This window comes from Ruegeria halocynthiae (genome assembly GCF_900106805.1).
Lineage (GTDB): Bacteria > Pseudomonadota > Alphaproteobacteria > Rhodobacterales > Rhodobacteraceae > Ruegeria > Ruegeria halocynthiae.
Window position 1 is genome coordinate 201,658 of sequence record NZ_FNNP01000005.1, and the last position, 24,369, is coordinate 226,026.

The following is a 24,369-nucleotide window of genomic DNA, read 5'->3' on the forward strand; positions in this document are numbered from 1 at the left end:
AACGGGTTCGATAGAAGCCTCAGATCCGAGGCATACGATCCGAATGGTGTTTCATCATAATGAATGAGAATGACGTAACCTCAGATATTGCAGGAAAATCTGATAGTGTAGCGCCACTTCATCGCACGAGAACCGAGCCTGCAACTTTGTGGATTGGAGACCGGCTTGGCCCAATCGAGCAGTTGTCCCTGTTATCTTTGATGAAACATGGGATGAAGCCGGTTCTCTATTCGTATGGCGCGCTTTCCAATGCCCCGGATGGGGTGGTCCTTAGGGACGCTGATGAAATTGTGCCCAAGGCACGCATCTTCAAAAATCTCGAGCGTGACTCTTATGCGCCGTTTTCAGATTTTTTCCGATATGAGCTGCTTTCCAAAACGGATCACTACTGGTTGGACTGCGATGTTTTGGCCCTCAGACCATTCGATTTTGAGACGGATTATTTTGTCGCCAGACATCAGCATATTGTTGCTAACGGAGTATTGAGCTTACCGAAGTCCTCCCCGACTCTATCCGATCTCAGAAAAGCATGTGATGCGCCGACAGTTGATCTTCCATGGCTAAAGAGATTTACAAACACGCTGCGTGCACATCAGAACAAAGATGGCACTATCCCTAAAGAAAAACTGCCGTATAAGGCACTTGGTCCCCTTGCGTTGACTTCACTGATCCATAAACATGGTGAAGACAGCTGGGTGCTGCCTGACAGCAGCCATTACGCGGTGCAACCCCGCATGATCTTGCGTCGAGCACGCCGCATTCGTCGTCTAACGGATTTCAGCAACGCTTATTCCGTGCATCTGTTCAGTTCCGTGCAGTACAGAAAATTGAAATCATGGGGGATGGACGAGATCCCACCTGAAAGTTTTCTAGGTGAAGCGTTGCAAGAATACGGTGTTGATCTGAAAGTCTGAATGTCGTCTCGGGTGCTGGCTTTATCTGTGCGCAGTAACGGGCGATCATAGGCTCATCTTGTATCTCTTGAGGCAGGTCGAGTAAGCGCTGCCAACTTCGGGTAATTCCAGCAGTTCATCTACCTTTGCTTGCAGCCTGTCGGCCATCACCAGCATTCGGTTATCCATGACGCTGTTCTGATTATATTTTTCCCAATACTTTTCACGAAACCGGCTGGACCGGTTGGGTGCATCAATTGTTTTTGTGCCTTGTCCACGCTGTCGTTTGAGCTCGAAACTGTCTCGCGTTTTTACAGGGTAGTGAAATATTGCGGCCCAGTCATGTGACGAGAGTTGCTCTGGCACCGCACCTAGAGCATGTCGCCGTCGCGACCCCGAGCGATACATATGTTCATGCATCGGGACGCCCGATGTGTTTACAAATTGCGATCCGTCGTTCCTAAAGTCCGGATACAGGTGGGGTCTGTGCAGGCCAAATCCGCGTATTTTGTCTGATCTTCGAAAGAGCGTTTTGAAATAGCAATGCAGGTGATGATCTGTTTCGCCGCGCCTCAAGAAGCGCTGTGTAACCAGCCCGGGCTCCCACTTATCGTTGTTCCCATCTCCAAATATCAGCCAGTTCACCGCAACGCCTTCAGAGAGTTCGCTGCAGCGCGCGATCAGATCCGTGATCCGATTGTCGCGACCCGAGCAATAAAGGAATTCGTCGCTGTCGAGCCACATCAGCCAGTCGGCATCGACAAGCGATGGATGCAAAAATGCTTTGTCAGCGGCATTGTACTGTGGAATCTCGCCTGGTTTCAGCTCTTGCAGAACGTGGGACAAAACACGGTTCTTATCGAGCGCATCAAGAAGTTCGGTGGTGCCGTCTGTCGAGTCGTTGCTGTAGATCAGGATCGGATCGAACCCTACCAGCAGGTGGTAAGCGACCCATTCAAGGATAAACGGCCCCTCATTTCTTGCACAAGAAAACAAACCAACTTTCATTTCGGTTTGACCCATGGCTTAACCATGATCATTGGTTCCTGCTGCACGGCTTACCTTCTGAAGATTGTATTGCGTTGCGTCTGAAAGACAGGTTCGTAGCCACGACCAGCTATCGCGGCAAAGAGGCCATCGGCGCCATTCCCGAGATTAACGGTTTCCAGCTGCAGATATTGCGGGAGCGCCTTGTCATCGGCGACCTCAAAGAAGGGCATGAGAATGTTGGCCTCGTGCCCTTCGACATCAAGCTTGGCAAAATCGGCACCATGCAATTCGGAAAGTTCCCAAAGCGTTCTGGTTTGGACTTGGATGCTTTCGAATTTTTCTCTGTCCATGCGCGCCGGATCGCGTGTCAGCTGAGCTTCGCCGAGATTGGTGGCCACGTCGCCCCGCAGTTCTATCGAAAGCGTTGCTTTAGCGGTTTCACCCGAAATGGCGAAGCTGTTCAGAACCACATTGTCAAAATCGTTCAGAGCGCAGTTTTTCCTAAGGCGTTCACAGAGCGTCGGGTTTGGTTCAAAAGCATGGATTCGGGATTCCGGGCTGAGGAAGGAGGCGAAAACCAACGAATAGAGACCAAAATTCGCCCCGATATCCAAGACTTTAAGCGTCTTGCCTTCAAAGGTTTCTTTCAGCCAGTTCAATTCAAGCTCTTCCGGAGACTGGCCCTTTCGCCAAATCACGAACTCGGTGAAATTGTCATAAGGATGCAGATGGATGACCATGTTTCGGTACGCGATCATCTGCGGCAGCAGTGATTTTCGGATCAGATTGCGCATCCGCCCTCGACCTGCCAACTTGTAGGCCTCGCGCAAGCAGGCGTTGGCGTGTTCCATCTGCGCGGTTGTCACCGAAACTTGGTTAGCTGCATCGCTCATTTGAATCCGCGCCTGACTATAGTCTTGTTTTGACCGGAAACTAGCACAGGCCGAACCGCTGATCTATTGGTGATCTAACAAAGACCCAGAAGCCCCTGATGCCGTGCGGTATAGGCCTGCCGTACCTCAACCGGTGGGCGCAGTCTGATCTGCAAACCCTCCAGAATGGCCTTGTCGGGGCGGCCAAAGAACTTGGTGGCCTCGGATTCGGAAAAGCCCGCAATCTGCGTCGCCTCCATCCAGGCGCTTATCTTGTCAGCCTTTTTGATCTGGCGCTTTATCGTTTTGGGCACCGCAGCGGGTAAACCGAAGCGGATATGGATTGCCGCCGCCAACCGGTCATCCAGCGCGCCATAATCCGGGCCAACTGCGGATTTCACCGGTGAAATCATGTCTCCGATCACGTATTCAGGCGCGTCGTGTAACAGTGCCGCCAATCGCCATTTTGCAGGAGATTTTGGTGCGATGCGGCCATATAGCTCTTCAACCAGCAAAGAATGCTCCGCAACAGAATAGGCGAAATCCCCCTTTGTCTGACCGTTCCACCGCGCCACAAAGGCCAGCCCGTGGGCGATATCCTCAATCTCGATATCTACCGGGGTCGGGTCCAGCAAATCCAGTCGGCGGCCCGACAGCATTCTTTGCCACGCTCTGGGTTGTGTTGCCATTCTACCATGCCTTGTGAAGTTGGACACGTTCAATACGCGTTTTTGTGGTATGATGTACCTGTCTGGATCACATGCTGCCAACATTTTCTTGAGCATTCGTGCTTTGAACCGGTGCGATACGATCCCGACATTAAGGACTGAGGGGGGGCAGACTCCTCCCAGTTGCGCCCCCTCTCGAAACGAAACTCGTATCGAAAGGAGCTTGTTATGTTCAAGCGTTTGTTTTCAATTGCCCTGACCTTTGGAATGGCCGCCACCGCGCCGCCTGCTTTTGCCCAGAATTGTGCACAGCGCGATCACGTGATTGCCAAGCTGCAGGATAGCTATGCCGAGGAATTAGCCTTTGGCGGCCTGCAGAAATCACGCGGCACGCATTCGGTCATGGAGGTTTGGACCTCGAAGGAAACGGGAAGTTATACCGTTCTGGTGACCCGGGCGAACGGCATTAGTTGTATTGTCGCCGTTGGCACCGATTTTTTTGAAGCGATTCCGAAGATCAAGGCAGAGGGTACGCCAAGCTGATAATTTAATGTTCAAACTCCCGTTTCCGACCATCTACATTGCCACCTGCCCCAAGGAGTGCTAGGGGCAGCGCGGATCAATATTTACCGGAATGGAGCACCTGATGGCCGGGGACTATATCGTTAAGGACATTTCGCTGGCAGGGTTTGGCCGCAAGGAACTGGATATCGCCGAAACCGAAATGCCGGGCCTGATGGCCCTGCGGGCAGAATACGGTGAAGCAAAGCCTCTGAAAGGCGCCCGGATCGTCGGTTCGCTACACATGACCATTCAGACCGCTGTTCTGATTGAAACGCTGGTTGCGCTGGGCGCGGATGTGCGCTGGGCGTCGTGCAACATCTTCTCGACGCAAGATCACGCAGCGGCGGCGATTGCCGAGGCGGGCATCCCCGTTTTTGCGATCAAAGGCCAGACGTTGGAAGAGCATTGGGATTATCTGGATAAGTCCTTCCTGTTCGAAGATGGCCCGAACATGATCCTGGACGATGGTGGTGACGCGACGCTGTACATCCTGTTGGGAGCTCGCGCCGAAGCAGGTGAAGACATCATTCCTGTGCCGGGTTCGGAAGAGGAAGAGGCCATCAAGGCCCAGATCGCCAAGCGTTTGGCCGCGTCCCCCGGCTGGTTCACCAAGATGCGTGATCAGATTCAAGGTGTTTCGGAAGAGACCACAACTGGTGTCAATCGCCTGTACCAATTGGTTCGGGAAGGCCAGCTTCCTTTCCCGGCGATCAATGTGAACGACTCGGTCACCAAGTCGAAATTCGACAACAAATACGGCTGCAAAGAATCGCTGGTTGACGGTATTCGCCGCGCCACCGATACCATGATGGCTGGTAAAGTCGCTGTCGTGTGTGGTTATGGCGATGTGGGCAAAGGCTCGGCCGCCAGCTTGCGTGGCGCCGGTGCCCGCGTGAAAGTGACCGAAGTAGATCCGATCTGCGCCCTGCAGGCTGCTATGGACGGGTTCGAAGTTACCTTGCTGGAAGACGAAGTTGCCAGCGCGGATATCTTCATCACCACCACCGGCAACAAAGACGTGATCCGCATCGAGCATATGCGCGCGATGAAGGACATGGCTATTGTCGGCAACATTGGGCACTTCGACAACGAGATCCAGGTCGCCAGCCTGAAGAACCACAAGTGGACCAATATCAAGGAACAGGTGGACATGATCGAGATGCCTTCGGGCAACCGTCTCATTCTGCTGTCCGAAGGCCGCCTGCTGAACCTTGGCAATGCCACCGGGCACCCTTCGTTTGTGATGTCGGCCTCGTTCACCAACCAGGTTTTGGCGCAGATCGAGCTGTTCACTAAGGGCGACGAGTACAAAAATGACGTCTACATCTTGCCCAAACATCTGGACGAAAAGGTTGCACGGCTGCACCTGGACCGCATCGGCGTGAAGCTGACCCAAATGGACAGCGAGCAAGCGGCCTATATCGGTGTGAAGCCGGATGGCCCGTACAAGCCGGAACACTACCGGTACTAAGGCTGGATCAGGTTATTCTTAAGCGGCGGCCAGAATTGGTCGCCGTTTTTTTATCGCAGCGGTGGCATGAAATCACCCCGTCCACCAGGTGTGAAGTCCAACAGGTTCCACAAAGGCCATGCGGCATCGATATGCCTGGGATGCCAGTCGCTGGGTGCGAAGAACATCTCGGAACTCCAGAAGTGATGAATGCCTGCAGCGTCTTTCTGAAAGACATTCAGGATCGGCAGCTGGCTGCCATCCTCTGACTCGGCCAGATAGTCGTTTTGATAGGCGGTCCCCAATGCCGAATAGAGCGGCAGCGAATTCCAACCCATCCGGTCTTTCAGGGTCAAGAGCATCTCGGGCGTATTCTGCGCCACAACTGCGAGCGATACCTTCTGCGACAGATGATCGACCTGACTGTTCAATGCGTCCAGAAAGGCAGAGCACATCGGGCACGGCGCGGTTGCATCAGTTCTGTACATCAGGGAATAGATGATCAGCGTGTTTTGCGCACCAAACAGGGATGACATCGGTGCGGCCTCATTCCTGAGGTCCCGAAATACGTAATCTTCGGGAAGCTGACCGCCTGTCGGCAGTGCGCGCCGTAAGGCTGCAACCTCTTCGATCTTTGTTCTCAAGTCGATTTCGGCTGCAAGGAGCGCATTCCGAGCCAAACGGTATTCGGTGGACTCATTCGGCAGTGAAACAGTCATTGGATACCTCCGGGATTCCTAAATTAACCTAAATGTTAAATAATAAACTGCAAAAAATCAAACCCGGGTTTTCCGCGGGCTTTGGCCGAGGGGGAAACCTTGGGATTTTTCCCTTTGTACAAACAAACTGTGCCGCTACCGTGTTGCATGTATGGGGAAAACCAAAAACAAATCAGGAGACGACAATGGGAAAACGCGACGAACTGATCGCCAAATATGCGGAAGATCTGAAAAACAAATGCGGCATGGATGCGGATATGGACCTGCTGACCAAGGTCACGATCGGCTGTGGACCGGCGATCTATGACGCAGATGCATCGACCGTGGCCGCCAGTCAGGAAGGTGAGCTTGAGACGGTCAAGAACAACTTCCTGATCAAAAAGCTGGGCCTGTCTGATGGACCTGAGCTGATGGAGGCGATCAACAAGGCCATGGAAACCTATGGCATGTCCGAGCGTAACAAGTACCGGGCCGTCGTCTATTACATTCTGACCAAGCATTTCGGCAAGGATTCCATCTACGGCTGATTTGCGTTAACAGCGAAGCGCGCTCGCCGTATCCCGGCGGGCGTTTTGCATTTGAGATAGAATTTACGGACTCGGCGTTTGAATTTTTGGCCGTAACGCGGCTAAGGTCGAACAGTGACCAGGACGGTCAGAACCAGCATATTCTATACGCGTGTGGTGAGTTGGGAGCACGTGGGGTAGGGAAGGTTCTGCGCTGTCAGGACCTTCCCTCATTACCGTCAGATAGCCCGTTAAATTTGTGCATATTTGGGGTGTAGCCTAATAAATGCTAGGTTTAACCTGCTATTACTGTGGCGGAGGACGGTGTTATGCTAAGAAAGCCAACTCTATTGCTTGCTTTCGGTATCTTTCTGATAGGAGCCTGCGCCAACCTGATATGGGTTGAGCCAAAGATATACATGCCGGGATCGACCGAAATTGAGGTTGAGGGGCATGGCATCAACGGCCCTGTGGATATTCTTCCGCGTGGCACGACCGCAATTACTATCTCACATGAAATCACCAACGCAGGAAACAGTCCTGTTCCGGCGGGCTATCAGATCACTGAAACCGTCATTCAATGGGTATTCCAGCGCAACATCGCCAGCGTCGGATGGCGCGAAGGTGATCCGGCGACCCATACCATCGTGCAGCTGTCGCAAAGCGGCCCGGCGCTTGACCCTGGCGAATCCGCTGTCATTTCCTTTGGCCCGTTCACGGTGGGCAGTTGTGGTTTGTTTGGCGAAACGCTTGAGCTGGATTCGACCAACATTGTCGTTGAATCCTCGAACCAGGACAATGAGGACAAGCATTTGTTCTTTGTGCCAAGCAATCAAATCATCAACATCACCGCGAACACGATCAACGGAACCCTGTATCACAAGGACGGGCGCACTCTCACCCACCAGTTCAGGATCAACTCGGGTGGGGCTGGGAATCAGTGGCTTTACACCGGTTTTTCATGGATTGCGACCGAAGGGTCGACGGCCGACGCTGTACCAGCCCCTACGGGCCGTGTTCCTCAGGGACCGGCGCCGCAGCTGATTAACATGTTTGTAACACCCAAGGATCACGATCATTCGCCACTGGGTTTTGGGCCTTCGGTGAAAGGAAAGGTTACGGCAATTTCAACGGATGGCTGTGTGGTTAAGCAAAAAGCGGTCGAGGTGTTGGTCGAACATGACTGATATGGTTAGTCAGCCTGCGTCTCACCCAACCCACAGATCACCTGCCATTCCTCGTCGCCCACCGGCTGTACGGACAGACGCGAATTTCTGACCAGAACCATGTTGGCCAACCGTGGGTCGGCTTTGATCTGGTCCAGCGTTACAGATGTGTTGAACGGGCGTATCGCCTTGATATCCACGCATTCCCAACGGTCGTCATCAGTGGTGCTGTCTGGATGTGCCTCGGCGCAGACTTCGACAATGCCGACAATCGCCTTGTCCTTTTGCGAGTGATAGAAGAATCCCCGATCCCCGATCTGCATTTGGCGCATGAAATTGCGGGCCTGATAGTTGCGCACGCCGTCCCATTCTTCACCCGCGTCTCCCTTGGCGACCTGTTGATCCCAGCTCCAGGTCGAGGGTTCGGATTTGAATAGCCAGTTTGCCATCAGCCAATCACCTTCTTCCAGGGGATCAGTTCGACCGAGTCAAACAGCCCGGCCAGCGCATATGGGTCATTGGCGGCCCAGGCCTCAGCGGCGGCCAGATCCTGGACATCCAGAATGACCAGCGATCCGATCATCGCATCACCGTCCAGCAGCGGACCCGCCTGAGCTACCACGCCGGTTTCTTCAATATAGGCCAGATGGGCCGCGCGGTTGTCCAGCCGTGTCTGCAGGGCACCGGATTTGTCCCGGGCGATCAGGGCGATGAGCATACTATTCCTCCTTGAGTGGGCGACCCAGCAGGGCCTGAATCGCGTCGGTCACACTGTAGGCGCCGCTGCTGAGTTTCGCTACTGTAGTGCTAATGGGCATGTCCAGCCCTTCAGTCGCAGCAATCTTGGACACGGCCTGTGCCGTGGCAACACCTTCGACGGTCGTCGCGCTGTCAAAGGGCTTGTTTAGACCCAAAGACAGGCCAAACCGGTAATTTCGTGACAACTCGGACGTGCAGGTCAAAACCAGATCACCCAGTCCCGACAGCCCCATCAAGGTGTCGGGTTGTGCACCACGCAGGGCGGCAAAACGTTGCATCTCAGCGAATCCTCGGGTGATCAGCGCTGCGCGGGCGCTGTCGCCCAGACCAGCACCAATAGCGGCACCGCAGCCAATGGCCATCACGTTCTTCAATGCGCCACCCAGTTCGGCCCCGACCGTATCAGTGGTTCGGTAGAGACGCAGGTTGGCTGTCGTTAGCTCTTGCTGAAGGTCTTCACCCAGCGTGGCATCCGCACAGGCCAGCGTCAGCGCCGTGGGCAACCCGCGCGCGATGTCGTCTGCAAAGCTGGGTCCGGTCAACAGTGCCGGGTGTGCATCCGGAACGGTTTGGGTGATGACGGCAATGGGACCAACACCAGAGGTCATCTCGATCCCTTTGCAACAGGCCACCAGCATCTTGCCGCTCAGTCGCTCAGTGTGAACGCTCAAGGCATCGCGCAACTTTTGCATCGGAACGGCCAATAAAATGACCTCTGCTTGCATTGCATGCTCAAACTCGGCTGTCACGGAAATATTTGCAGGCAGCGTGACGCCCGGCAAACGGCCGGAGTTCTCGCGTGTTTGCTGCATCTGTCGGGCTTGCTCGGCATCTCGTGCCCACAGCGTGACCGGCCCCTGTCCGGCCAAAGAAATGGCCAGAGCGGATCCGAAGGCCCCGGATCCAAGTACCGAAACGCTCATGCCTTCGCCCCTTTCTTGCCACCGCCCAGCATCGAAGGGCTGGTTTGGTCCAGAGGCCATCGCGGACGCGCGGTCAGATCCAGCCCGTCGCGCGCACCGAGGCGGAATCGTTCGAGTCCGGCAAAGGCGATCATGGCGGCATTGTCGGTGCACAAGGCCAGAGGTGGTGCAGTGAACCTCGCTTCCATTTGTGCACAAACAGTCTCTAACGCGGCCCGTATCGCGGTATTTGCCGCGACACCTCCGGCGACCGCGATGACCGGGACCGATGGCGAGGTTTCAAGATATTGCACAATCGCGCGGCGTGTCTTTTCAGCCAATGTGTCAACGATTGCCTGCTGAAAGCCAGCACACAGATCGGCACGATCCTGTCGCGTCAGGCCACCTTTTTCGCTGACGATCTGATCTCGAAGGCGCATCAACGCGGTCTTGAGGCCCGAGAACGACAAGTCGCACCCCGGTCGATCCAGCAGAGGGCGAGGAAAACGAAACCGTTTGGAATCGCCCGCGCGGGCCTCGGCTTCGACCGAGGGGCCGCCGGGTTGTGGCAGGCCCAGCAGGCGGGCGGTCTTGTCAAAGGCTTCGCCAGGCGCATCATCGATGGTGCCGCCGAGACGAGTAAACTGTTCGGGGCCGTGCGCGATCAGGTATTGGCAATGGCCACCCGAAACCAGCAACATGAGATAGGGAAAGGCGATCCCATCCGTCAACCGCGGCGTCAGGGCATGACCGGCGAGGTGGTTCACCCCGATCAGCGGCAGCCCGGTTGCAGCGCTCAGGCCCTTTGCGCACATGACGCCGGACATCACTCCGCCGATCAGACCCGGCCCGGCAGTTACGGCGATCACATCCAGTTCACCAAATGCTACATCTGCCTGTGTTAGAGCCTGTTTCACGCAAATATCCAGCTTTTCCGCATGGGCACGTGCCGCAATCTCGGGAACCACGCCACCATACGCACTGTGTAGCTCGGTCTGACCATGCACCACCGATGACAGGATCTCGGCCTGTACGCCTTCACCCTGACGCACGACAGCGGCGGCGGTATCATCGCAGCTGCTTTCCAATCCGAGGACGGTAAGTGTTTGCACCATAGCCCTGATCCGTTGCATCATGATTGCCAAGCGGGGTATCACCCCGCACGGATGCAAACAATCCCAAGGCCGAAGGCGCCGCCCATTGTATTTGTTGATGACCCGCCCTCGCGCCGCCTCGGACAGGTTCGTCGCGCAACTTCCGGACCGCATCAGGAGTCAGGTCGAAATTGTTCATTCACCACTGCTGGAAATCAAGCCAATGGCGGTCCCGGTTGAGACCGATGATACAGCCGGGTTGATCTTTTCTTCAGCTAATGGCGTGAATTCCGCGGCCATGCTGGATGTAGATCGCACTCTGCCCGCCTATTGTATCGGCCCTGCAACTTCGGATGCAGCAATTGCCGCAGGGTGGAATGCGCAGATGGCAGGTTTAACGGCTGAAGAGTTGATAACAAATCTGACGCACACCCCACCACCGGGCCCCCTGCTGCATCTGCGTGGAGAACACAGTCGCGGCGGCATAGCTGAACACTTGACGCGCTCCGGCCTGTTGACCCGAGAGCAGCCGGTGTATCGACAGCAGTTGTTACCCCTAAGCGATGAGGCATCCCTGGCAGGTGAGTCTGATCGGCCCGTCATCGCCCCACTTTTTTCGCCGCGTACAGCGCGACAATTTGCCGATGTATGGGCTGGAACCGCGCCGTTGTGGTTGATAGCAATCAGCGCGCCCACTGCCGAACCCCTTAATTCCTTGGCCTCTGAGCAGTTGAAGATCGCGAGCGAACCAACACCGGACAAAATGCAGAAAGCCGTGAAAAAACTCGTGAAACACGTGATGCGGGTTGAGGGCAAGTCAGGTGCAGACTAACTTGGGTTAGTCTGTTGTTCATGTGTTATGGGAATCGATAAGGGGATTAGGACGGTGGCCGATAATAAGAAATCCGATCAGGAGCCGGTCGAAGACCCCAATATTGAGGATGTTGCTGAATCCGTCGAGAAGGACGGTACCTCCAACGCGGATGACAAACACATTGACGAGGCAGAGCCTGCGGATGATGTGACTTCCGAAGCCGAAGCCGAAGCCGAAGCCGAAGCCGAAGCCGAAGCCGAAGCCGAAGCCGAAGCCGAAGCCGAAGCCGAAGCCGAAGCCGAAGCCGAAGCCGAAGCCGAAGCCGAAGCCGAAGCCATCGAAGAGCCAGCACCTGCAGAAGAGAAAGTGATCGAACGCACCGTTGAAAAGCGGGGCGGGTTCATTCCGGCGCTGCTTGGTGGGGTTGTTGCCGCCGGGATCGGGTTCGCAGTGGGCAATGGTGGGTTTACCTCGCAAGGAACGGACAGCGCAGATGCGATTGCCGCGCTTGAATCGAAGCTAGCGGAACAATCCGATCAAATATCCAAACTGACCAAATCCCTGACTGACAGCCCGGATGTTTCAGATCAGATCAAGGCGTTGACCGAAAAGCTTTCTCCGGTTGAAAGCGATCTCAGCGTCCTCAAGTCGAGTGTTGATGGTTTGACCGGCAAGGTCGACCCGTTGGAGGAACGGCTGTCGGCGCTTGAGAAAAAGCCGATTGAGGCAAATGTATCCCCCGAGGCGACGGCGGCATTTGAAGCAGAGCTGAAGAAACTGCAGGACTCACTGGCGGCACAACGCAGCGAAGTGGAAAAGATGGTCTCGGATGCACAGGCGCTTGAGGCAAAAGCGTCGGCAGAAGCGCGCGCCGCGACCAACGCAGCAATCCTGTCACGTCTGCATGGTCAGTTGGATGCTGGTCAGCCCTATGAGGATTTGGTCACTGAATTGAAAGCCGGAGGTGTCGACGTGCCTGACGCTCTGACCGCGCCCTCGAAAGACGGGGTTGAGACGCTCTCGACCCTGCGCAGCTCGTTCGCCCCGGCAGCCCGTACCGCGCTGTCCGATGCGCGCGATGCGGACAAAAGTACCGGGCTGGTTGCCTTCTTACAGCGCCAAACGGGTGCCCGATCGGTAACACCGCAAGAGGGCGACGACCCGGACGCGATCCTGTCGCGCGCGCAGGCCGCGTTGGCGGATGGCGATGTCACACAGGCACTAACCGAATTGAAATCACTGCCCGAGGCGGCGCAGACCGCATTGGCGGATTGGGAGCAGGCGGCGCAGACACGGGTCTCTGCCGTTGCGGCCGTAAATACGCTTGCTTCAAGCCTAAACTCGAACTGAAGGACCTGCCATGCTGTGGTCATTGTTAAAGATCCTTGTTTTTGTTGCGATTATCGGTCTGCTGGCCATGGGTGCGGGGTTCCTGATGGAATCTTCCGGCGGCGTGCAGATAACCGTCGCTGGCACTGAATACACATTGGGGCCACTTCAATCGGTGATCGCACTGGGTGTGCTGGTATTCGCGGTCTGGCTGTTCTTCAAACTGCTGACATTGTTGATTGCGACACTGAAGTTCCTCAACGGTGATGAAACTGCCCTGTCTCGCTATTTCGACCGCAGCCGTGAAAAGCGCGGGTATCAGGCATTGGCCGACGGGTTGATGGCGTTGGCCTCAGGTGAGGGGCGCGTGGCGATGACCAAGGCCAGCAAGGCCGAAAAGCTGTTGAACAAGCCCGAACTGACCAATCTGCTGGTGGCGCAGGCCGCTGAGATGACGGGCGATACCAAGAAAGCGTCCGAGACCTACAAGAAACTGGTCACCAACGACGCCACCCGATTTGTCGGTGTGCGCGGGATCATGAAGCAAAAGCTGGCCGAGGGGGATGATGAAACAGCGCGCAAGCTGGCCGAAAAGGCGCTGGTGCTGAAACCCCGGCATGAAGAAACGCAGGATGTGCTTTTGACCCTGCAGACCAAGGCTCAGGATTGGGCCGGGGCGCGGTCCACGCTGACGTCAAAACTGAAGGCCGGATACCTGCCACGCGATGTGTTCAAGCGGCGCGATGCGGTTTTGGCGTTGTCCGAGGCCAAGGTGCTGCTGGATGAAACGGCAACGGTCGAACAGCAGGAACATGCGATCGAGGCCAACCGCCTGTCCCCTGATTTGGTGCCGGCTGCGGCCATGGCCGCGCGAGCCTATATCGAAAAGGGCAAACCGCGTGCGGCGACCAAGATTCTGAAAAAGGCGTGGGAGGTTCAGCCTCATCCCGATCTGGCCCATGCATTTGCCGAGATCGCGCCGGACGAAACGCCCGAGCAGCGGATTAAGCGGTTCACGGCATTGACCCGTATTCACCCCGAGAATATGGAAACTCGCCTGATTCTGGCCGAGCTCAACATCGTCGCCGAAGACTTCCCCGAAGCCCGCCGCGCGCTGGGCGACGTGATCGAAAAGCAGGGGGATGCCAGGGCCTGTACGCTGATGGCCGCGATTGAACGCGGCGAGGGTGCCTCGGATGTGGTAGTTCAGGGCTGGCTGGCCAAGGCGCTGAATGCGCCGCGCGGGCCGCAATGGGTCTGCGACAACTGCCACGACATTCAGCCTGAATGGGCCCCTGTCTGTCAGAACTGCAGCAGCTTTGACACGCTCAGCTGGCAGACGCCGCAGACACCTGAAATCGCCAGCGCAACAGGCGTGCATATGTTGCCGCTGATTGTCGGCACCCTCGAAGACCGATCCGAGTCTGAAGAGGTGGAAGAACCCGAAGAAACAGTTGTAGAGCCGGTCGAAGAGGCCGTGATCGAGGCAAAGGTCGAGCCGATCTCGGATGAGGTCGCACGACAGACTTAACGTGCGGTTTCGATGTTAAACGCATCGTTCCATAGCTTGAACAAGCCTGCCCGCCGGTTCTGATCGAGGGCCACAAGCAGCGCGGGCGACAATGGGATAAAGCGGCGGGCACTGGGTGTAAGGCCGGTTTCGGATTCGTCCAGACGCGTGACGAGACCTGAGGCGGCCAGCAATTCCTGCGCCTCAGGCGACAGCAGGAAATCCAGCAGAAGGATCGCGGCCTGTTTGTTCTGTGCCTGGCGCGGGATCATGTAGGCGCGGGACAGGACCAGCGTGTAATCCTCGGGCAGAATCACACCAACGCCGGGCAGGTTGGCATTGGCCACATAAGATCCAAGCACGTTGTAAGCGATCAGAAATCGCCCTTTCGCAACCTCATCAATAATATGGGCAGAACAGCAGGTCGCCACCGCATCAATGCGGGCAAAGCCTTCGATCAAAGAACCAAAGGTCGTTGCCTCAAGACTATCACCATAGGCGAACAGGTATCCAAGGCCGGATGCAGCAATATCATAGGTCGCCACCCGCCCCCGCAACAGATCAGGCCGGGTCCGCATCGCGTCGAGTAGTGCAAACCGGTCTCGCGGCACATCCTCATTCGTCAGGCCATCCTTGTTATAGACGATAACTGCGGGTTCAGTTGTGATGCCCCACAACTCATCCCGCCAGCGCCGAGCAGGGGGCAGGGCCTGCGTTTCCAGCGAGCTATAGCGATAGCCGCAGGCAGAATTTACCAGCCAGACCATTTGCTGGATTGCAGACGAAAACACAGCATCCGCTGGCGCCTCACCGGTCTTGCAGGCGGATTTGCTGTGCTGAAACAAAGCGTTCGAACCCCATTGCTCATAGGTGATCAGCAAATTGGGATTCAGCGTCGCAAATCGCTCCAGCACGGGTTGGATGATCGCGATATCAGTGGTCGACCGGATCAGCATCGCCTCAGCCCCGTTGCCGAACTGTGTGACGTCCTCTTGCGCGCGCGCCGGAGTGGTTGCGATCAAAGCCAAGCCAAGCAACAATCGGATCATGCGCGCCCTCCTTCTGGTGCCGCCGGGAAATTTAGCGCTGCCCGAAATCCCGTGGTGTCGGCGGTCATTTCAACCTTGCCGTCAAACGCCTCGGCCGTGGATTTCACAATCGAAAGGCCAAGCCCCGTGCTGTCTTCACCGGTTCCAGCCGTGCGGTTAAAGCGGTCGCCCAGTTGTTTGGCGATGTTGGCATCGGGCCCGGAACCGCAGTCACGTACCCAAAGGATTGCCCGGTTGTTTGCGCGTTCTGCCCCGATGATCACGGGTGGCTGGCCATGGCGCAGCGCGTTGCGCAGCAGGTTCTTGGCGGCCTCGCTGATGGAAAAGGCATCTCCTTGTACCAGAACCGGGTCCTCGCCGATCTCCAGTCGCACCTCAATGCCGGGTGCGATCAGTTCATGGTCACGCTCTTCCAGGATTTCCAGCGCGACCTCACGCAGATCAACGGGCAGTCGCGGGGCGCTGTCGATGCGATGGATCACCATCGCGCGCGACAGAAGCTGATCCAGCAGGGTGCCCAGAGACCGCGTGCGCCCCAACAATCGGTCCAGCGCACGTTTGCGCGCGGGCGCGTCGGGGTCGTCCTGTGCGATTTCGGCTTGTACGCGGATTGCTGCAACGGGGGTGCGCAACTGATGCGCCGTATCCGCGATCAGGTTGCGCATAGTGTCCACCTGCCGGTCCAAACGCCCCATGAACCGGTTCATCGCGCCCAGCATCACCTGCAATTCGCGCGGCAAACCATCGCTCGGCATCGGCGTCAGGTCGTAAGGGTCCCGACCGGTCAGGTCATCCGACAGGGCCTCAAGCGGGCGAAGGGCCGAGCGTGTGACAATCCACGACATGATCAACAGCAGAATTCCGGCAACGGCCATGGGCAGCAGGGCATCCCGCATCAAGCTGGCCGTCATGGACTGGCGCGCCTGCAAGGTCTGACCGACAAGGACCTCAACCTCGCCCGAGAAATCCCGTTCTGCGAACAAGCGTGTTACCCGGACAAAGCGGGCGGGTTCATCATTCAGGTCCGCTGCAAAATACCGGGGGCCAGCGCCAATTGAATCGGGCGGGAGGATCATAGTCTCGCGATCTAGCCCGGTAATGAATGGCCCGCCCGGCACCTGCACTGCGTAATAGATTCGATCATCGGGTGCCTGCGCCAGCAACTGAAACGCAGAGACTGGCAAATCGACGACCGGTGCGCCATCCTGAATTCGCACTGATTCCGCGATATCGCTGGCGGCCCCCAACAGCAGCCGATCATAGGCTTCGCGTGCCGCCAGACGTCCATTGACCCAGATTGACAAAGCCACCAGCAAACCGCCAAGCACAAGGATCAGAATAACGGCGCTGAGAACGCGGGCTGTCAGGCTGTGGGGCAAGTGCAATCTAGCCATCCAGACCGATCCGATATCCTACACCGCGCTGTGTGGTGATGCTGACCACGCTACCAGAGAATCTTTTGCGCAGCCGAGCGATGTAAAGCTCGATTGCGTTTTCGCCGACATCGGCGTCCTCAAACCCATAAAGCGAATTATACAGCCGGGATTTCGACATATACTGCCCCTCATGCCGGATCAGCTCATCCAGCACCGCGGCTTCGCGCGCGGTCAGATTCAGGCGTTTACCGTTCAGAGTGGCGCTGCGGTCCTTGGGGGCATAGATCAGTGGGCCCAGTGTGATCTGCTCGCTTTTGCGATCCGCATCGCGGCGCACCAATGCACGCAATCGGGCCTCAAGCTCGCGCTGGTCGAAGGGTTTGCCCAGATAGTCGTCAGCGCCCTTGTCCAGCGCGGCGACGCGATCCTCAACCGATGTCAGCGCCGTCAGCATCAAAACCGGAGTTCGGTCGCCCGAGGCGCGGATTCTGCCCAGAAAGCTGAGACCCGACCCATCGGGAAGATTGATATCCAGCAGCATGGCGTCATAGCTCTGCACCGCGCGAAAATCTTGGGCGGATTCCACGGTGGTCGCCAGATCACACACCACGCCGGACCTGGCCAGATGTGTCACAACCCCCTCGGCCAGATCTTCGGTATCTTCTATCATCAATACACGCATGTTCCCCCGCGAACCGTCCGTCAGTTGCGTGACAGGTTCGTGACAGCATTATTCGCTAAAGAAAATCATCCTGCAAGAAAAGGCCGCGTGGCCCAAAGCTTGCGGGGAATGGTTTTGGCTGTCGTGAACGGCCCAAAAAGACCCTTGGAGGAGGAACGAATGAAACTGTTTGGAACAGGTGGCGCGATTGCCGCTGCTGTCTTTGCCCTGTCTGGCGCCGCCAGCGCTCAGGAATGTATCGCCCCGGCTAATCCGGGCGGCGGTTGGGATTTCACCTGCCGTCAGGTCGGTAAGTCGCTGCAGGATCTGGGTCTGATCGACCAGACCATGCAGGTTGTGAACCTTGCTGGAGGCGGCGGAGGTGTGGCCTTTGCTGAGGTTGTGAACAAGCGGGGCGAAGATAACGAACTGATCGTTGCCGCCAGTGCTGCCACCGCAACCCGTCTGGCGCAGGGTGCCTATCCCGGAAACACCATGGATCAGGTGCGTTGGCTGGCCGCCATCGGGGCCGACTATGGGGTGATCGCCGTGGCTGCTGACAGCCCGGTCAACACGCTGCCGGAACTGCTGGACCAGATCAAAGCCGATCCGACTTCGGTTTCGGTCGCTGGCGGTTCGGCTGTGGGCGGCTGGGATCATCTGAAGGTACTTATCGCGGCAAACGCCTATGGCATCGACGATGTGCGCGCGGTCAAATACATCGCCTTTGATGGCGGTGGCGAGGCCGTGACCCAACTGCTGGCTGGTTCAGTTCAGGCTTTCACCGGTGATATTTCGGAAGCCAAAGGCTTTGTCGATTCAGGCGACATCAGGGTCATCGCAGTGCTTGCGCCCGATCGTCTGCCTGGCGAATTCGCGGAATTCCCGACCGCCAAAGAGCAGGGCATCGATGCGATTGGGGCCAACTGGCGTGGGTTCTACGCTCCGGGCGGCATGACCGATGAGGCCTATGGTGATTGGGTCGGCAAGATCGGCGATCTCTATGCATCGGACGAATGGAAAGAGGTCATGGCCGCCAACGGCTTGGCACCGCTGGACCTGCAGGGTGCGGATTTCCAGAACTTCGTCGCTGAATCTGTGGGCCAGATTCAAACCATCTCGAAAGAGATCGGCATCATTAAGTAACAGGCTCTAACAAAGGGTGTTTCGCATGTGTGAAGCACCCAATAAGAATTCAAACGAATAGGAGACACCGATGAGTGACCGCATCTTCGGAGTCGTCGGACTGCTTCTCGCCATTGGGTTTGCCTTTTCCGCATTGGCGATTGAAGAAAGCTTTCTGTCCGATGCCGTTGGACCCAAAGCTTTCCCGATGATAATCGCCGCCATATTGGGCCTGTCCAGCATCGTGATAGCTGTACGCCCCGACGCTGAACCCGAATGGCCTGCACTGGGCCGATTGGTCGAGGTTGGGGCCGCCGTGGTTGTCATGATCTTTTATGCCGAGCTGTTGCCGGTTGTTGGCTTTGTCATCGCCACCGCCTTCGCCGCCGCCTACTTGGCATGGCGCCTGGGGTCCGGTCCGATCGAAAGCGTTATCGTAGGCATCGGCACATCGTTGGGTATTTATGTCATCTTCCATCTGGTTCTCGGTCTGTCGCTGGCCCGCGGACCACTGGGTTTCTGAGGAGGGGATCATGGAAACTTTCTCATCCCTTGCCGACGGGTTCGCCATCGCTTTGACATGGCAGAACCTGTTGCTTGCCCTGCTGGGCTGTTTTCTGGGTACGATCATGGGCGCGTTGCCCGGTCTTGGCCCTTCCAACGGTGTGGCGATCCTGATCCCGCTGGCGTTCACGCTGGGTTTGGGCGCAACGCCCTCGCTGATCCTGCTGACCAGTGTCTATTACGGAGCAATGTATGGTGGACGGATCTCATCCATCCTGCTGAATATACCCGGCGACGAGCCCGCCATGATGACCTGTCTTGACGGGCATCCCATGGCCAAGAAGGGGTTGGCTGGTGAGGCGTTGTCGCTGTCTGGTATCGCCTCTTTCGTGGGCGCATTTCTGGCGACATGGGGCCTGATCTTTCTGGCGCCGCAGTTGGTAAAGATCGCATTGTTGTTTGGACCGGCCGAATACTTCGCCCTTTTTGCACTGGCCTTCATGACATTGGGAGGCGTGTCGTCGACCAATCAGGCGAAGTCGGCCTTTGCCGCAGCGCTCGGCCTTGGGTTGGCAACAATTGGAGTCGACACCCAGACCGGTGTGCCGCGTTTCACCTTTGGCGAAGTACATCTGTATGACGGTCTCGATTTCCTTGTGGCTATCGTCGGTTTATTCGCGCTGTCCGAAGTATTCATCTTCCTTGAGCGCCGCCACGGAGGTTCAGATGCTGAAGGCCGTCAGCTGAAGATTGGCCGTCTCTACCCACCGATGTCGATGGTCAAACAGTGTACACCCACCATGCTGCGCACGTCCTTTCTTGGCTTCCTGGCGGGTGTCTTGCCGGGGGCGGGGGCTTCTCTGGGCTCGTTCATCTCGTATTCGATGGAGAAACGGCTGGTCGACAAGGAAAACACCTTTGGCACCGGTGATCCGCGTGGCGTGGCGGCCCCCGAAGCCGGAAATAACGCGGCGGCAGGCGGTGCCTTGGTACCGATGCTGGCGCTGGGTGTGCCGGGCTCGGGGACCACGGCGGTTCTGTTGGCGGTTCTGCTGGCGCTGAATATCACACCGGGGCCGTTGTTGTTCACACAGAACCCGGATGTAGTTTGGGGCCTGATTGCGGCTCTATTCATAGCCAATTTCATGCTTTTGGCGATGAACATCCCGATGGTTGGCCTGTTCACGCGGGTGCTGATGGTGCCGTCGCGCATCCTGATGCCTATCGTGGCAATGGTCAGCTTTGTAGGAATCTACGGCATTTCAGGATCCAGTTTCGATCTGGTGGTAATGATCGGGTTCGGCGTTATGGGTTGGGTTCTGCGCAAGCTGGATGTGCCCTTGGTACCAATCATTCTGGGTACGTTGCTGGGCAATTCGATGGAAAACAACCTGCGCCGCGCTGTCACCATCGACAATGGCAACTGGTGGACACTGGTCGACAGCCCTCTGGCGATTGCGCTGTGGTCCATTGCCATCATCGGATTTGTCCTGCCCCTGATCGTGGGCGCACGGGTCAAGGCCAAGATGCACCAGCGTCGTGACGAGGAAGGCGCAATCAGCGATTAAAAAAACCACCGGGCGCGGCCGGCCATTGCCGGTGGCGCCCTTTTTTTGGGGTGACTAAACGGAACCGGGTGGGTTTGTGATGTCGAGATAACACTCCGCCGAAATCCTCACGATACCTTTGATCCCCAGAGCCGTGCGATCCGCAGCATCCAGCTGTTCGATCGCCCGTTCAACCGCGCAAAAGATCGTGTCCGGATCATTGCCCATTGCGGTGATCAAAGGCAGCCCGGGTGTAGGCTCCGTCCAGTCCAACACCCGCAGGGACGTGGCAAGATCCTCATACTCAGCCATCAAGCGCCACGAAACCGCATCAAGCGCGGCAATATCTGCGCGACCGTCGGCCACGGCCTGCGCCGATCTCAGATGTCCTTCGGTTTGTACGCGGTTTTCGAACCAGAACCCGTACGGTCTGAGATGCCAATAAGGCGCGGCATAGCCGGATTGCGAGAATGTCTGGTTATAGGCAAAGACCGCGCCCCGAAATGCAGTCAGATCTGCGCGTTGATCATCGGCGCGAACGATCAGAGCGCTGCGGTAATAGCCGGGTGGGCACCCTGCGAGGCCGTAATCAGGTGTACCAACCAATGCGACCTTTTCATGCAGCCAGATCCGATAGGGCATTCCGCAGGTCTGGCTTAGGACAAGATCGGGATGCTGCCAGACTGCGAACTCTTCGGTGTTCTGTGACAGATGTTCGGGGCTGGTGATTCCGGCGTGGTGCAGGTTTTCCCGGATCAGGTTCCAGTATCGCCGATGCGCCCGGTCAAGCTGTGGGCGGGCGTACATCATCAGGCTTGCGATCATTGCAACTGCCCGAACAATTGGAACAGTTCGATCATGGTTTTCACGCCGATTTTTTGCTGGATGCGCCCGCGATGGATTTCGACAGTGCGGGGGCTGATTCCCAGTTCCGTGGCGATTTCTTTGCTTGAGGTGCGCGCGGGATGGGTCAGGATGTGCTGCAACACCTGTTCTTCGCGCTCGGTCAGAAGGTCGCGCTTGTCCGCGAGCATCTGACGTCGGGTTTTCGCGGTGCGCAGTTGTGCACCAACCTCAAAAGCGGCCTGTATCCGTGTGATCAACACCTTCAGATCAAAGGGTTTTTCCAGAAAATCAATCGCGCCGGCCTTGGTGGCACGTACGGATTCCGGAATGCCGCCATGACCGGAGATAAAGATGATCGGAATGGTCGAGTTTTGCTGAACCAGATGGTCCTGCAGTTCCAGCCCGTCCATGCCCGGCATCCCGTAATCAAGGATCAGGCAGCCCGTTGCGTCCTCGGGCACCTGATCCAGAAAGGCCTGCGCATCTGCAAAGTGGACAACGCTCATGCCGCGTTTTCTGAGCGACCTGGACAGGGCGATGCGCACATCTTCATCATCATCGACGATAAAGACCACCTGCGGTTCAGAGGTCATTCCCGATCTCCCCCAGGCTGGTCGCTGCGGCGCAGGGTGAAACAGAAACGCGCGCCGAATTCACTGGTGGGCTCATACCAAATTGTGCCGTCATTGGCTTTGACGATGGTTCGGCAGATCGACAGGCCCAGCCCCATCCCGTCAGTCTTTTGGGTATCAAACATGTTAAACAGGGTGACATCATTGCTGATGCCCGGCCCGTTATCTTCCACGCGCACCTCGACAATCTCGTCGGTGACCCGTGTCGAGATGGATATCTGGCCTTTTGCGACCGGATCGCGGGCCAGCGCATCGATGGCATTTCGCAACAGGTTGACCAGCACCTGTGCGATCTGAGTCCGGTTTCCGGTAACGGGAGGAAGGTTGGTTTCATCATACTGCAATCTGATCTCGTGGAGTTTTACCTCGGATTCCATCAGGCTTACGGTTTGCCGGATCAAGCCGTTCAAATCAAACGGTGTCTGACGTCCGCGGTCCTTGCGTACCACTTCTCGCAGGGCACGGATGATGTCGCCCGCGCGACGCGACTGGCGATCGATATCCGAGAGGATCTCGGTCAGTTCGGGATCGGGGTTGCCGATCTCATCCAGTGTGATCTTTGCGGCATCAACATTATAGGAAATCGCGCTGAGCGGCTGGTTCAGCTCGTGTGCCAGCCCGGTGGCCATCTCACCCATGAGGTTGACGCGCGACACGTGGGACAGATCGCGGCTGAGGCGGCTTGCCTCGTCCTCGGCCTGCTTCCGGTCGCTCACATTGTCGATAATGGCAACCGCGTGGTCGGGTGTGCCGCTTTCATCGCGGATCAGGATGGCGTTGACCCGCAACCAGATCGGCGATCCGTCTTTCCGTATGAATTGGTTCTCTGCGATGAACTCGGAATCCTCTAGCAGGGTTTGGCGAAACATGGATGCGATCTTCTGTTCGTCTTTTGGCAGAATATCAGTCAGTGTCATCGTCTCCAGCTCATCCGGCTGATATCCCATGATGTCACACAGCTGTTCGTTTGCTCGCAGAAACTGCCCCGTTTCGGGCGCGATCTGCGCCATTCCGCGTGAAGCCAGATCGAAGGTGCGACCATAGGCGGTCTCAAAACGCTGCCGCTGCCGGACCTCTTGTGTCAGTGCGGCTCCGGTGTCTTCCAGCTCACGATAGGGGCTGTGCAGACCTTCTTCGGGTGTTATCTCACCGCTGGAGAGGCGCTGACTCTGACTGGCGAAAGTACGCACCGGAGCGTAGATTCGGTCGGCCATGGCCAGCCCGATCGCTCCGGTCAGAATGGCGATGGCCAGTGCGATCCAGATGCCCTGAACCCGGTTTTTCTTGACCTCGCCGATAAAGTTGTCCTCGGCCGCATAAAGGCCGATCAACCATCGCAGACCGGGTTCCGAGACTTCGATCAGCATCGCGACGTAATCCTGGCCATTCAGCTCAAAGTCGGTGTGAACCGGGCCGGCAACCCCGTCCATCCTGTTCTGCACCGCTGTCCCAAAGGCTTGTAGCGCAAGAGGGTCGTCAATCTGATCCACCCGGGGCAGTTCCGGATTGTCGAAATCCGCGTCCTTCTGGATCAGAACCCTGGTTGGATGCGCCAGCACTGCACCGTCTTTGTTCAGCACCAGTGCGGCCCCGTGCCGGTCCGACCAGATATCCAGCAGGAAGCCTGACAGGGCGTCAATCTGGATATCTACTCCTAGTATGGCGCGAATGTTGCCGTCCTTGTCCAAGATGGGCACACCATAGGTGAGGCCCGGTTGCCGCGTCGTGTAAAAGATATAGGGTTCCGTCCAGATCGGTGCTTTGGTGTCAGAGACCATTCGGAACCAGGGTCTGGTGCGGGCCTCATAGCTGTCGGATTTAGTGGTGGCGGTTTCAAGTAGAGTAAACTGATCGTTGCGCCACTGGAAATCTGCGTGGTGTTCTGTGCGGCCAATTGGGAATGGCGGGATGACCTTGGTGCGATACCGCCCCGGTTCTTCCGTGCGCATGACATAAACGAACCGTCCTGACTCATCCGCCAGATAGATCCCGGCCAGTTGCGGCGCGACCTGCAGCTGCTGGAAAAAATGACTTTCGAGCGCTGCCGGGTTGTTGATGTCCAACACGTCATTTTCGGCCAGCCGCCGTGTGGCATCCAGTGTTTGCCGGGCCGGGTTCAGAAAGCTTTTGACCTGACCAATGACATTGACGCTGACTTCGGTCAGCGAATTGCGCGATTGCCGCAGCAGCGCGTTTTCCGAGCTGACAAAGGTGGACAGGATCACCGAAAGGATGGCCAGGAATTGCAATCCGCCCAGACACAAGGCAAGCGTGGCGCGCAGTGATCTGCGCCTGCGGGCCGGTTCGGAATGTTCTTGGTGTATATTTTGTTGTTTGAGTGTTTTGTTCAAGTTTTGTCCAAAGGGTTTTTTATTGTTTTGATTGTCATGTTT

25 protein-coding genes are annotated in these 24,369 nt (G+C 56.9%); 11 read left to right on the top strand and 14 right to left on the bottom strand.

The window, feature by feature from the left end; genetic code table 11:
• Positions 1-59: 59 nt before the first annotated feature.
• On the top strand, positions 60-914 hold the full coding sequence (locus BLU89_RS14575; protein ID WP_143030588.1) for a glycosyltransferase family 32 protein: 855 nt from the start codon (positions 60-62) through the stop codon (positions 912-914).
• A 45-nt stretch (positions 915-959) separates the two neighbouring features.
• Here BLU89_RS14575 and BLU89_RS14580 read toward each other — a convergent pair whose 3' ends face one another.
• The 3 genes from BLU89_RS14580 to BLU89_RS14590 all read right to left on the bottom strand — a co-directional run bounded on the left by BLU89_RS14580 (position 960) and on the right by BLU89_RS14590 (position 3,444).
• Positions 960-1,916, bottom strand: a complete 957-nt coding sequence (locus BLU89_RS14580) for a glycosyltransferase family 2 protein (protein WP_074737568.1) — start codon at positions 1,914-1,916, stop codon at positions 960-962.
• Positions 1,917-1,951: 35 nt separating this feature from the next.
• Positions 1,952-2,776, bottom strand: a complete 825-nt coding sequence (locus BLU89_RS14585; RefSeq protein WP_074737569.1) for an FkbM family methyltransferase — start codon at positions 2,774-2,776, stop codon at positions 1,952-1,954.
• A 74-nt stretch (positions 2,777-2,850) separates the two neighbouring features.
• Entirely contained in the window at positions 2,851-3,444 is a 594-nt protein-coding gene (locus BLU89_RS14590; RefSeq protein WP_074737570.1) for an HD domain-containing protein, read from the bottom strand.
• A 207-nt stretch (positions 3,445-3,651) separates the two neighbouring features.
• Between BLU89_RS14590 and BLU89_RS14595 the strand changes: the two genes are divergently transcribed.
• Positions 3,652-3,966: a hypothetical protein gene (locus BLU89_RS14595; RefSeq protein WP_074737571.1), complete on the top strand. Its 315-nt coding sequence runs from the start codon at positions 3,652-3,654 to the stop codon at positions 3,964-3,966.
• A gap of 103 nt (positions 3,967-4,069) precedes the next feature.
• Positions 4,070-5,458 (top strand): adenosylhomocysteinase, encoded by a 1,389-nt coding sequence (gene ahcY, locus BLU89_RS14600; protein WP_074737572.1) that lies wholly within the window; start codon positions 4,070-4,072, stop codon positions 5,456-5,458.
• A gap of 50 nt (positions 5,459-5,508) precedes the next feature.
• Here ahcY and BLU89_RS14605 read toward each other — a convergent pair whose 3' ends face one another.
• Positions 5,509-6,156: a DUF899 family protein gene (locus tag BLU89_RS14605; protein WP_074737573.1), complete on the bottom strand. Its 648-nt coding sequence runs from the start codon at positions 6,154-6,156 to the stop codon at positions 5,509-5,511.
• A gap of 185 nt (positions 6,157-6,341) precedes the next feature.
• Between BLU89_RS14605 and BLU89_RS14610 the strand changes: the two genes are divergently transcribed.
• Positions 6,342-6,683: a DUF2853 family protein gene (locus tag BLU89_RS14610; RefSeq protein WP_074737574.1), complete on the top strand. Its 342-nt coding sequence runs from the start codon at positions 6,342-6,344 to the stop codon at positions 6,681-6,683.
• 308 nt (positions 6,684-6,991) lie between these two features.
• Positions 6,992-7,849, top strand: a complete 858-nt coding sequence (locus BLU89_RS14615; RefSeq protein WP_074737575.1) for a hypothetical protein — start codon at positions 6,992-6,994, stop codon at positions 7,847-7,849.
• A gap of 5 nt (positions 7,850-7,854) precedes the next feature.
• Here BLU89_RS14615 and BLU89_RS14620 read toward each other — a convergent pair whose 3' ends face one another.
• From BLU89_RS14620 to tsaD, 4 genes are read right to left on the bottom strand one after another with little or no spacing between them, the layout of a single operon-like run.
• Complete coding sequence (locus BLU89_RS14620; RefSeq protein WP_074737576.1) at positions 7,855-8,277, bottom strand: EVE domain-containing protein; 423 nt, start codon at positions 8,275-8,277, stop codon at positions 7,855-7,857.
• A complete protein-coding gene (locus BLU89_RS14625) occupies positions 8,277-8,546 on the bottom strand; it encodes a YciI family protein (protein WP_074737577.1) in 270 nt (89 codons plus the stop codon). The genes BLU89_RS14620 and BLU89_RS14625 overlap by 1 nt, the downstream gene beginning before the upstream one ends.
• A 1-nt stretch (position 8,547) precedes the next feature.
• Positions 8,548-9,510 (bottom strand): NAD(P)H-dependent glycerol-3-phosphate dehydrogenase, encoded by a 963-nt coding sequence (locus BLU89_RS14630; RefSeq protein ID WP_074737578.1) that lies wholly within the window; start codon positions 9,508-9,510, stop codon positions 8,548-8,550.
• Complete coding sequence (tsaD, locus tag BLU89_RS14635; protein ID WP_074737603.1) at positions 9,507-10,604, bottom strand: tRNA (adenosine(37)-N6)-threonylcarbamoyltransferase complex transferase subunit TsaD; 1,098 nt, start codon at positions 10,602-10,604, stop codon at positions 9,507-9,509. Before tsaD ends, BLU89_RS14630 begins: the two co-directional genes overlap by 4 nt.
• Before the next feature lie 97 nt (positions 10,605-10,701).
• On the opposite strand from tsaD, the gene BLU89_RS14640 reads away from it, so the two are divergent.
• Genes BLU89_RS14640 through BLU89_RS14650 form a run of 3 tightly spaced genes read left to right on the top strand, consistent with a single transcriptional unit; the run spans position 10,702 to position 14,257 of the window.
• Positions 10,702-11,415: a uroporphyrinogen-III synthase gene (locus BLU89_RS14640; RefSeq protein ID WP_074737604.1), complete on the top strand. Its 714-nt coding sequence runs from the start codon at positions 10,702-10,704 to the stop codon at positions 11,413-11,415.
• A gap of 54 nt (positions 11,416-11,469) precedes the next feature.
• Complete coding sequence (locus tag BLU89_RS21120) at positions 11,470-12,747, top strand: COG4223 family protein (RefSeq protein ID WP_176797711.1); 1,278 nt, start codon at positions 11,470-11,472, stop codon at positions 12,745-12,747.
• 10 nt (positions 12,748-12,757) lie between these two features.
• Positions 12,758-14,257: a heme biosynthesis protein HemY gene (locus BLU89_RS14650; protein WP_074737580.1), complete on the top strand. Its 1,500-nt coding sequence runs from the start codon at positions 12,758-12,760 to the stop codon at positions 14,255-14,257.
• Here BLU89_RS14650 and BLU89_RS14655 read toward each other — a convergent pair.
• The 3 genes from BLU89_RS14655 to BLU89_RS14665 are packed head-to-tail and all read right to left on the bottom strand — an operon-like array spanning position 14,254 to position 17,343.
• Positions 14,254-15,285, bottom strand: coding sequence for an ABC transporter substrate-binding protein (locus tag BLU89_RS14655; protein WP_074737581.1), 1,032 nt, complete (start codon positions 15,283-15,285; stop codon positions 14,254-14,256). The genes BLU89_RS14650 and BLU89_RS14655 overlap by 4 nt on opposite strands.
• Entirely contained in the window at positions 15,282-16,679 is a 1,398-nt protein-coding gene (locus tag BLU89_RS14660; RefSeq protein ID WP_074737582.1) for a sensor histidine kinase, read from the bottom strand. The genes BLU89_RS14655 and BLU89_RS14660 overlap by 4 nt, the downstream gene beginning before the upstream one ends.
• Positions 16,672-17,343 (bottom strand): response regulator transcription factor, encoded by a 672-nt coding sequence (locus tag BLU89_RS14665; protein ID WP_074737583.1) that lies wholly within the window; start codon positions 17,341-17,343, stop codon positions 16,672-16,674. The genes BLU89_RS14660 and BLU89_RS14665 overlap by 8 nt, the downstream gene beginning before the upstream one ends.
• A 159-nt stretch (positions 17,344-17,502) precedes the next feature.
• On the opposite strand from BLU89_RS14665, the gene BLU89_RS14670 reads away from it, so the two are divergent.
• From BLU89_RS14670 to BLU89_RS14680, 3 genes are all read left to right on the top strand, one after another.
• A complete protein-coding gene (locus tag BLU89_RS14670) occupies positions 17,503-18,468 on the top strand; it encodes a Bug family tripartite tricarboxylate transporter substrate binding protein (protein WP_074737584.1) in 966 nt (321 codons plus the stop codon).
• Between the two features lie 70 nt (positions 18,469-18,538).
• Positions 18,539-18,970 (top strand): tripartite tricarboxylate transporter TctB family protein, encoded by a 432-nt coding sequence (locus tag BLU89_RS14675; protein WP_074737585.1) that lies wholly within the window; start codon positions 18,539-18,541, stop codon positions 18,968-18,970.
• Positions 18,971-18,980: 10 nt separating this feature from the next.
• Positions 18,981-20,519: a tripartite tricarboxylate transporter permease gene (locus BLU89_RS14680; protein WP_074737586.1), complete on the top strand. Its 1,539-nt coding sequence runs from the start codon at positions 18,981-18,983 to the stop codon at positions 20,517-20,519.
• A gap of 54 nt (positions 20,520-20,573) precedes the next feature.
• On the opposite strand, the gene BLU89_RS14685 is transcribed toward BLU89_RS14680, so the two are convergent.
• Genes BLU89_RS14685 through BLU89_RS14695 form a run of 3 tightly spaced genes read right to left on the bottom strand, consistent with a single transcriptional unit; the run spans position 20,574 to position 24,327 of the window.
• Entirely contained in the window at positions 20,574-21,323 is a 750-nt protein-coding gene (locus BLU89_RS14685; RefSeq protein ID WP_074737587.1) for a phosphate/phosphite/phosphonate ABC transporter substrate-binding protein, read from the bottom strand.
• On the bottom strand, positions 21,320-21,937 hold the full coding sequence (locus BLU89_RS14690) for a response regulator transcription factor (protein WP_074737588.1): 618 nt from the start codon (positions 21,935-21,937) through the stop codon (positions 21,320-21,322). Before BLU89_RS14690 ends, BLU89_RS14685 begins: the two co-directional genes overlap by 4 nt.
• Positions 21,934-24,327, bottom strand: a complete 2,394-nt coding sequence (locus BLU89_RS14695) for an ATP-binding protein (protein WP_083347768.1) — start codon at positions 24,325-24,327, stop codon at positions 21,934-21,936. Before BLU89_RS14695 ends, BLU89_RS14690 begins: the two co-directional genes overlap by 4 nt.
• Positions 24,328-24,369 lie beyond the last annotated feature (42 nt).